This window comes from Plantibacter sp. (assembly GCF_059073635.1).
On record NZ_JCACOF010000008.1, the window covers coordinates 552078 to 559166 of the forward strand.

Below are 7089 nucleotides of genomic sequence, written 5' to 3' on the forward strand. Positions count from 1 at the left end.
TCCGTCCAGGACGGAGGCACCCCGCGCTGGCGGGAGCCTGCCCTGATCCTGCCTGGATCCTCCGTGGATCCTCCCCACACCCATCCATCCCACCCCAACACCCGATGCAAAGGAGCAACGCCATGTCCCCATCCCCGACCCCCGCACGACCCCGATCCTGGATCCGTCTCGCCGCGACGACCGCCGTGATCGCGATCACCGCGACCAGTCTCGCCGCCTGCAGCGCCGACGGCGGCGACGCCGGCAAGACCTTCACGATCCTGCAGTACGAGGACCCGACCACCGCTCAGGGCAAAGGTTGGGCACGAGCCGTCGAGCTGTTCCAGGAGCGCCACCCCGACGTGAAGGTCGACTTCCAGACGACCAGCTTCGACGCCGTCCGCAAGAACGCCAAGCTCGTCCTCGGCGGTAACTCCGTTCCCGACGTCGTGGAGTTCAACAAGGGCAACGCGGACGGCGGGCAACTCGCGAGCCAAGGGCTGTTGCAGCCGCTGACCGAACAGGTCGAGCAGTACGGCTGGGACGACAAGATCACCGGAGGCATGCAGTCCTTCGCCAAGTACGACGAGTCCGGCAAGGCCGGATCGGGCGACTGGTACGGCATCCCCAACATCGGTGAGTACGTCACGCTCTACTACAACAAGGACCTGTTCGCGCAGGCCGGCATCACGGCCGAGCCGACGACGATGGACGAGTTCGTCGCCGACATGGCGAAGCTGCAGGCAGCCGGCATCACCCCGGTGTCCTCCTCGGCCTCGACCAACCAGGGGTTCAACCAGATGTGGGTCTGGTACTCGCTCGTCTCGGCCTACGCCGACCGTCAGCAGATCGACGACTTCATGTTCCTGCAGGGCGACGTCGACTTCTCGACGGGGCCCTGGAAGCAGGGTGTCGACCAGTTCGAGGACTGGATCCAGCAGGGGTACCTCGGTGAGGACCTCGCCGGGCTGACCTACGAACAGGCCATCGTCAACTTCCTGAGCGGCTCCACCGGCATGCTCATCTGGAACGGTGGTGCGTTCTCCCGCGTGAAGGACCAGTCGTCGTTCGACTGGGGGTACTTCACGCTGCCGGGCGCCGACATGGCGATGGGCTCGTCGGGTCACCTGTGGGGTGTGCCGGCGAAGGCGGCGAACAAGGAGCTCGCCTACGACTGGATCGACATCACCCTGAGCCCCGAGGTCCAGAACCTCATCGGTGAGAACGGTGGCCTGCCGCTGGCCGGTGACTCCTCCACGATCACCGATCCGGTCACCCGTGCCTACACGGAGCGATTCGACCAACTCGTCGCCGACGACGCCCTGACCTTCTACCCCGACTACCCGGTGCCGGGCTTCCTGGACTTCATCCAGACGAACATGGCCGCGATGTCGAACGGCAACGAGACCGCCGCCGAGTACACGAAGAAGCTCCAGGAGTTCTACGACGACGGCAAGCGTGCCGTCGACGAGGGCTGACCGACGATCCGTCGCCGTGCCGGGGTCGCGTCCGTCGCGACCCCGGCACGGCGAGCCCCACTCCCACGACATCCGCTGCTTGGACCCCAGGAGATCACCCCATGACCATCACCACCCCAGCGCCGGTCCGCCCACCCGACCGGCTCCATGCGAACCGCACCACCCGACGACGTCCGAGCAACCGGGGCTACTGGTGGTACCTGGCGCCGATGATCGTCGGCACCGTCGCCATCGTCCTCGTGCCCTTCGCCGTCAACGTCGTCGTCAGTCTCTTCCGATGGAAGGGCGGGCTCTCGCCGATGCGCTGGAACGGGCTCGGGAACTACGCCGAGCTGCTCGGCGACGCGCAGTTCTGGCTCGCCTTCAAGAACACCGTGTTCATGATCGTCGGCATCGTCGTCATCCCGACGCTGCTCGGTCTCCTCCTCGCCGCGATGCTGTTCGACTACATCGGCCGCGAGTTCGGTTCCCGGGCCGCTGCGTTCCTCCGAGCCACCTATTACCTCCCGCAGATCCTGCCCATCGCCGTGGCCGGGTTCATCTGGAGCTGGGTGCTCGCCACGCAGAACGGGCTGCTCAACAGCGTGATCGAGGCGATCGGCGTCACGGATCCTCCGGACTGGCTGGGGAACGCGGACATCGCCATCTACGCGGTGATGCTCATGCTGATCTGGCTGCAGATCGGGTACCCCGTGGTCATCTTCATGGCCGCACTCCAACGCGTCGACCCGGAACTCTACGAGGCGGCCGCGCTCGACGGGGCCGGCTGGTGGCGGCGGTTCTCCGCCATCACGATCCCGCAGATCCGGCCGGAACTCTTCGTCGTCGTGATCACCGCGACCGTCGGCGCCCTCAAGGTGTTCGCGCCGGTGCTCATCCTCACGGGTGGTGGCCCGGAGGGGTCGACGATCGTGCCCTCCTACTACTCGTACCGCAACTTCTTCGAGCTCTCGAAGGTCGGCTACGGCTCGGCCATCGCGACGGCCATGTCGATCGTGATCTTCGTGGTGGCGGGCGTCATGCTCTGGCTGCAGCGTCGGGACGCGTCGGACGGAGCAGGCTCATGACCGCGCCGACGTCCACCGTGCCGCGTCTGCGCCGGCCGAGACCGCTCCGATGGGTGATCCTCGCGCTCGCGATCGTCGTCGCGGCGGTGATGCTCGCGCCGCTCCTCCTTCTCGTCCTCAACGCGTTCAAGACCGGAGCCGACTATTCGGCTCACGGTCCGCTCGCCTGGCCGACGGCCTTCACCCTCGATTCCTTCACCTCCTACCTGCAGCGTGTCGACTACCCGCGGGCGCTCGTGAACTCCATCGTGATCTCCGGTTCCGTCGCGGTGCTCGCCGCGGGGATCTCCCTGCTGAGCGCCTACGCGATCGGGATCGGCAAGGTCAGGGGCAGCACGGCGCTGCTCGCGGTCTTCCTGCTCGCGACCATGCTGCCGCAGGAGGCGCTCATCTACCCGCTCTTCTATGGAGCGCAGGCGACCGGGACGTTCAACACCGTGTGGAGCGTCATCATCGTGTTCACCGTCCTGCAGGCCGCGTTCGGCACGTACCTGCTCGCGAGTGTGATCTCCACCCTGCCGCCCGGGTTGCTGGAAGCGGCCGCGCTCGACGGTGCCGGTCGGTGGCGGATCCTCTGGTCGGTGGTGTTCCCGCTCATGCGGCCGACGCTCTCCGTCCTGATGGTCTTCTTCTTCGTCTGGACCTGGAACGAGTTCTACATCCCGCTGATCCTGCTCTCGGACCAGTCGGTGCAGACCGTGCCCATCGCGCTCGCCGACCCTGCAGGGGCAGAACTCCATCGACATCACGGCGCTGAACGCCGGGTCGCTGCTGTCGCTGCTGCCCACCCTCGTCTTCTTCATCATCTTCCAACGCACGCTGAGCCGCGGTGTCACCGTCGGCTCGATCAAGTGACCCACCCCAACCCGAGGAGAACCATGCTTCCCACCATCACCGAACTGCAGGCTCCGGCCGGTGTCCAGTCCCGGTCCATCAACGCCGAGAATCCGACCGGAGCGCCGGGCGCCGGCGCCGCGACCGCATCGGATCTCGGACCCGGCCGCAAGGGGAGCGCCTGCGCCCCGTACCGGCCGGCGGCCGGCTGGAGCTGGCGGACATCGCCGGCCCCGGCGTGATCCGCCACATCTGGATCACCGTCCCCGACCGCACCGAGGGCGGCCCGTTCGTCCTCCGCGACCTCGTGTTGCGCATGTACTGGGACGACGAGACCGAACCGTCGGTCGAGGCGCCGCTCGGTGACTTCTTCTGCAACGGGTTCGCCGCGCGGGCGCTCGTCACCTCGGAGCCGATCGTCGTCGCACCGACGGGCGGGATGAACAGCTACATCCCCATGCCGTTCCGGAGCAGGGCGCGCATCGTGATCGACAGCGACCACGCGGTCGACATCGAGCACGTCTTCTTCCAGGTGGACTACACCGTGGGTGACGAGGTCCCGGAGGACACCCCGCTACTTCCATGCGCAGTGGCGACGGTCCAACGCGTCGACCGCGCTCGGCGAGGACCACACGATCGTGGACGGGATCACCGGACGCGGCCGGTATCTCGGCACGTACATCGGTGTCGCGGCGCTGTCACGGTTCTGGTGGGGCGAGGGGGAGGTGAAGTTCTTCCTCGACGGCGACACGGACCTCCCGACCCTGTGCAGCACGGGCCTCGAGGACTACGCAGGCGGCGCATGGGCGTTCCAGGACGCCCTCCGACCGTGACCCGGAGCCCCGCCCGATCACCGTTCAGCGCCCCGTACTGCGGGTACCCGTTCTGCGGCACGACCGAGTGATGCGACCGCGGCGTCCCCGGAGTTCGATCACACGCGACGGCGCCGACGTCACGGCGTGTACCGGTGGCACCTGCCCGACCCGATCTTCTTCGAGCGCGAGCTCAAGGTCACCGTGCAGCAGATCGGCACGTGGGACCGGGGATTGTTCGAGCGGTCAGACGACATCTGCTCAGTCGCCTACTGGTATCAGAGCGAACCGCACACCCCGTTCCCGACCCTGCCGGACGTGGCTGCTCGCGTCCCGCGGTGACGGCGCCGTCGGGCCACCTATCGTGCGGCTGCCAGACCTCCGAGGTCGGGTCTCCCACCGAGATGGCCGATCGTGCGGGCAGCAGCCTGCGAGCCGAGGTCGGCGGCGGCCGCGGGGCCGATGCCGTCGCGCAGCCCGGTGACCAGGCCGGCGATGAAGGCGTCGCCGGCGCCCGTGCGGTCGACGACCGGAGCGTCGCGGAAGGGGATGAGCTCGGCGCCCGACGGCCACACGACCATCTCGCCCTGGCCGGCGACGGTGAGGACGACGAGGTCGGGCCCGGCGGAGAGGAGCTCCTCCGCGGCGGCCCGCGCGGCGTCGACCGAGGCGAGTGACCGGCCGGTGAGCAACTCAGCCTCCGGTGCATCCGCGCGGACGACGTTCGCGAGGTGCAGGAGGGCTCGCACATGCTGCGTGGCGGCACCGTCCAACACGACCCGAAGGGACCGTTCGCGGGCGAGCTCTGCGGCGGCGAGCGTCGCCGAGACCGGCTGCTGCAGCTGGATGCACATCGTGTCCGCGTGGTCGAGCAGGCCGGCGGCGGCCCCTCGCCGGACATCGTCGGCGGTGAGGAGCGAGGCCTCCGGGACGTGTTCATAGAGCCGGCGGATGCCACCGCCGTCGACGATGTCCACGAGGAGCGCCGAGCAGCCCCGTCGGATCACAGCGGAGGCGGCCACTCCGTCGGTCTCGAGCTGCCGGATCAGTGCTTCGCCGTCATCCGCACCGGCGACCGCGACGAGTCCGGCACGGACACCGAGTTGACGCAGGCCGATCGCCTGATTGGCGCCCTTCCCACCGAGGACCTCCATCCGTTCCTGGACCGGGGCGCTGCCGTCCGCCTCAGGCTGTCGATCGATACGAAGGACGACGTCCCGCCCGATCTGTCCGACGACGACGACCTCCACCGACGACACCGCGCCGAACTCCGACTCATCCATGGGCCAACACCGTACTCCGCAGCGCGGTGCCGCAGCACTCCTCGGGAGCCGTCGCGCCTGGGAGAATGGGGCCGGAACTCCACCACGCCCCATGCCGAAGGAACCCCCATGAGCATCGACGACCGCACGATCGGCCGACGCGAACGCAACAAGCTCGACAAGCTCGCGCGCATCACCGCCGCGGCGGGCGAGCTGTTCGCCGAGCGCGGCGTCGACGATGTGACGACGCAGGAGATCGCCGACCGCGCGGACATCGGCACCGGGACGCTCTTCCTCTACGCGAAGACCAAGGGCGAGCTGCTGCTGATGGTGCAGAACTCGACCTACGCCGACGCGCTCGCCGAGGGACGAGAGGCCGCAGCAGCTGCCGGCACGATGACGGACGGGGTCCTCGCCGTGATCCGGCCCGTCGTCGAGTGCAACCGCAAGCAGATCGAGAACGGCCGCACTTACCTCCGGGAGATCGTGTTCGGCGACCCCGAGGAACCGCACCACCGCGTGGCGCTCGACCTCACCCAGCAGACCGAGGCGCTCATCGCCGAGTCCTGGTGGACCGCGGCGGCTCGCCGAGGTCGCCGGTACGCTCGCCCACGTCGTCTCCGCGATCATGTTCGTGAGCATGGCGGCGACGGTGAACGCGGCGCGGACGGTCGACGAGATCGTGGAGGAGATCGCCGCGCAGGTCCGTGCGATCCTGCCTGTCCAGGCGTGATCTGGTCTGATCCAGCGGGCTAGGAGCGCGCCCGCCGTTTCCAGCCGGTGAGCCGTTCGAACCGCTTGCCGTCGATCGGGACCGACCGGTCGATCATCGAGACGGACGCGTTGCGGGTCCCGCCCACCAGCTGGGCAGCCCGCTCGGCGGCGGCCGCGACCCGTTGTGCGACGAGGCCGACCGTACCGCCGTCGCCCGGAACCCCCAGACCGTCGTCGTGTGGAGGACGGAACCGTGCTCCGTCGCCCGGACGGCGACGGGCGCGGCGCAGCGTGCATAGGGCCGACGCACCCCGACGAGCGACAGGAGCGGGACGAGTTCCAGGGCGTAGGAGCTCAGGGTCGATGCGCGGTCGTCGCCGATGACGGCGTACCGGATGCTCCAGGCGTCGGCCGCGAACGACTCGGGTGACACGGTGAAGCCGTCCGCCTGCAGCGCCGACAGCATGGCTGCCAGGGTGTCGGCCGGCGGGAGCGGCGAGACGATCTCCTGGAACCGCACCATCGACCCGATGGCGAACGCGTGGCCACTCATGCCGTCGTTCTCACTGGTCGACGGCGTGGACGAAGAGCACGACCTGCTCCTCGGGGACGAGCGCCTCGATGGCCTTCCGTGCGCTCGGGTAGTCACGACCCTCGGCCTCGATCGTCCGTGTCGCGACGGGCCGGTAGACGGCGGTGCCGACGAGGTCGCCGTTCACGCGTCCGCCGCCATGCAGCGCGGCGAGTGTGTGCCCGGGCGGGGTGGCGGCGAGGACGGCGGCGCGCAGACCCGCGACATCGGGTGCGGCGGCTTCCGTGGTGATGGTCGCGCGGTCGCGGAGGGTGGCGATGAGCTTCACCCCTCAAGCCTACGGAACACCGCTGTCACCAGACCAGCGACGAGGCTCGTGTAGCGTCGATGCCGAGGCTGAAACCTCAAGAC

At 68.8% G+C, this 7089-nt stretch carries 7 protein-coding genes and 3 pseudogenes; 7 read left to right on the forward strand and 3 right to left on the reverse strand.

Annotated features, from left to right (window positions below; genetic code table 11):
- Positions 1-122: 122 nt before the first annotated feature.
- From AC5JOC_RS09925 to AC5JOC_RS09950, 6 genes and pseudogenes are all read left to right on the forward strand, one after another.
- Positions 123-1457 carry an ABC transporter substrate-binding protein gene (locus AC5JOC_RS09925; protein ID WP_494246349.1) on the forward strand — a complete coding sequence of 445 codons (1335 nt, stop codon included), beginning with the start codon at positions 123-125 and terminating at the stop codon, positions 1455-1457.
- A gap of 209 nt (positions 1458-1666) precedes the next feature.
- Positions 1667-2524, forward strand: a complete 858-nt coding sequence (locus AC5JOC_RS09930; RefSeq protein ID WP_494246370.1) for a carbohydrate ABC transporter permease — start codon at positions 1667-1669, stop codon at positions 2522-2524.
- Positions 2521-3379: pseudogene (locus AC5JOC_RS09935) on the forward strand (carbohydrate ABC transporter permease). The gene AC5JOC_RS09930 and the pseudogene AC5JOC_RS09935 overlap by 4 nt, the downstream one beginning before the upstream one ends.
- A gap of 23 nt (positions 3380-3402) precedes the next feature.
- A complete protein-coding gene (locus AC5JOC_RS09940) occupies positions 3403-3600 on the forward strand; it encodes a hypothetical protein (protein WP_494246350.1) in 198 nt (65 codons plus the stop codon).
- A pseudogene (locus tag AC5JOC_RS09945) lies at positions 3597-3842 on the forward strand (hypothetical protein); the annotation flags it as partial. The gene AC5JOC_RS09940 and the pseudogene AC5JOC_RS09945, both read left to right, overlap by 4 nt.
- 64 nt (positions 3843-3906) lie before the next feature.
- Positions 3907-4512 (forward strand): annotated as a pseudogene (locus AC5JOC_RS09950) (glycoside hydrolase family 172 protein).
- A 17-nt stretch (positions 4513-4529) separates the two neighbouring features.
- Here AC5JOC_RS09950 and AC5JOC_RS09955 read toward each other — a convergent pair.
- Complete coding sequence (locus AC5JOC_RS09955) at positions 4530-5453, reverse strand: PfkB family carbohydrate kinase (protein ID WP_494246351.1); 924 nt, start codon at positions 5451-5453, stop codon at positions 4530-4532.
- Between the two features lie 108 nt (positions 5454-5561).
- Here AC5JOC_RS09955 and AC5JOC_RS09960 point away from each other — a divergent pair, with 108 nt between their 5' ends.
- The gene (locus AC5JOC_RS09960) at positions 5562-6188 is read left to right on the forward strand and encodes a TetR/AcrR family transcriptional regulator (RefSeq protein WP_494246352.1); all 627 of its coding nucleotides are present in this window, start codon (positions 5562-5564) and stop codon (positions 6186-6188) included.
- A 70-nt stretch (positions 6189-6258) separates the two neighbouring features.
- Here the strand turns inward: AC5JOC_RS09960 and AC5JOC_RS09965 are convergent, their stop codons facing one another.
- Positions 6259-6699, reverse strand: a complete 441-nt coding sequence (locus AC5JOC_RS09965; protein ID WP_494246353.1) for a hypothetical protein — start codon at positions 6697-6699, stop codon at positions 6259-6261.
- A 10-nt stretch (positions 6700-6709) separates the two neighbouring features.
- A complete protein-coding gene (locus tag AC5JOC_RS09970; RefSeq protein ID WP_285041356.1) occupies positions 6710-7006 on the reverse strand; it encodes a hypothetical protein in 297 nt (98 codons plus the stop codon).
- Between the last annotated feature and the right edge of the window lie 83 nt (positions 7007-7089).

Bases quoted from the DNA above. Each gene is read 5' to 3' on its own strand.
- AC5JOC_RS09925 (WP_494246349.1), top strand. From the start codon at position 123: ATGTCCCCATCCCCGACCCCCGCACGACCCCGATCCTGGATCCGTCTC.
- AC5JOC_RS09930 (WP_494246370.1), top strand. From the start codon at position 1,667: ATGATCGTCGGCACCGTCGCCATCGTCCTCGTGCCCTTCGCCGTCAAC.
- AC5JOC_RS09940 (WP_494246350.1), top strand. From the start codon at position 3,403: ATGCTTCCCACCATCACCGAACTGCAGGCTCCGGCCGGTGTCCAGTCC.
- AC5JOC_RS09955 (WP_494246351.1), bottom strand. From the start codon at position 5,453: ATGGATGAGTCGGAGTTCGGCGCGGTGTCGTCGGTGGAGGTCGTCGTC.
- AC5JOC_RS09960 (WP_494246352.1), top strand. From the start codon at position 5,562: ATGAGCATCGACGACCGCACGATCGGCCGACGCGAACGCAACAAGCTC.
- AC5JOC_RS09965 (WP_494246353.1), bottom strand. From the start codon at position 6,699: ATGAGTGGCCACGCGTTCGCCATCGGGTCGATGGTGCGGTTCCAGGAG.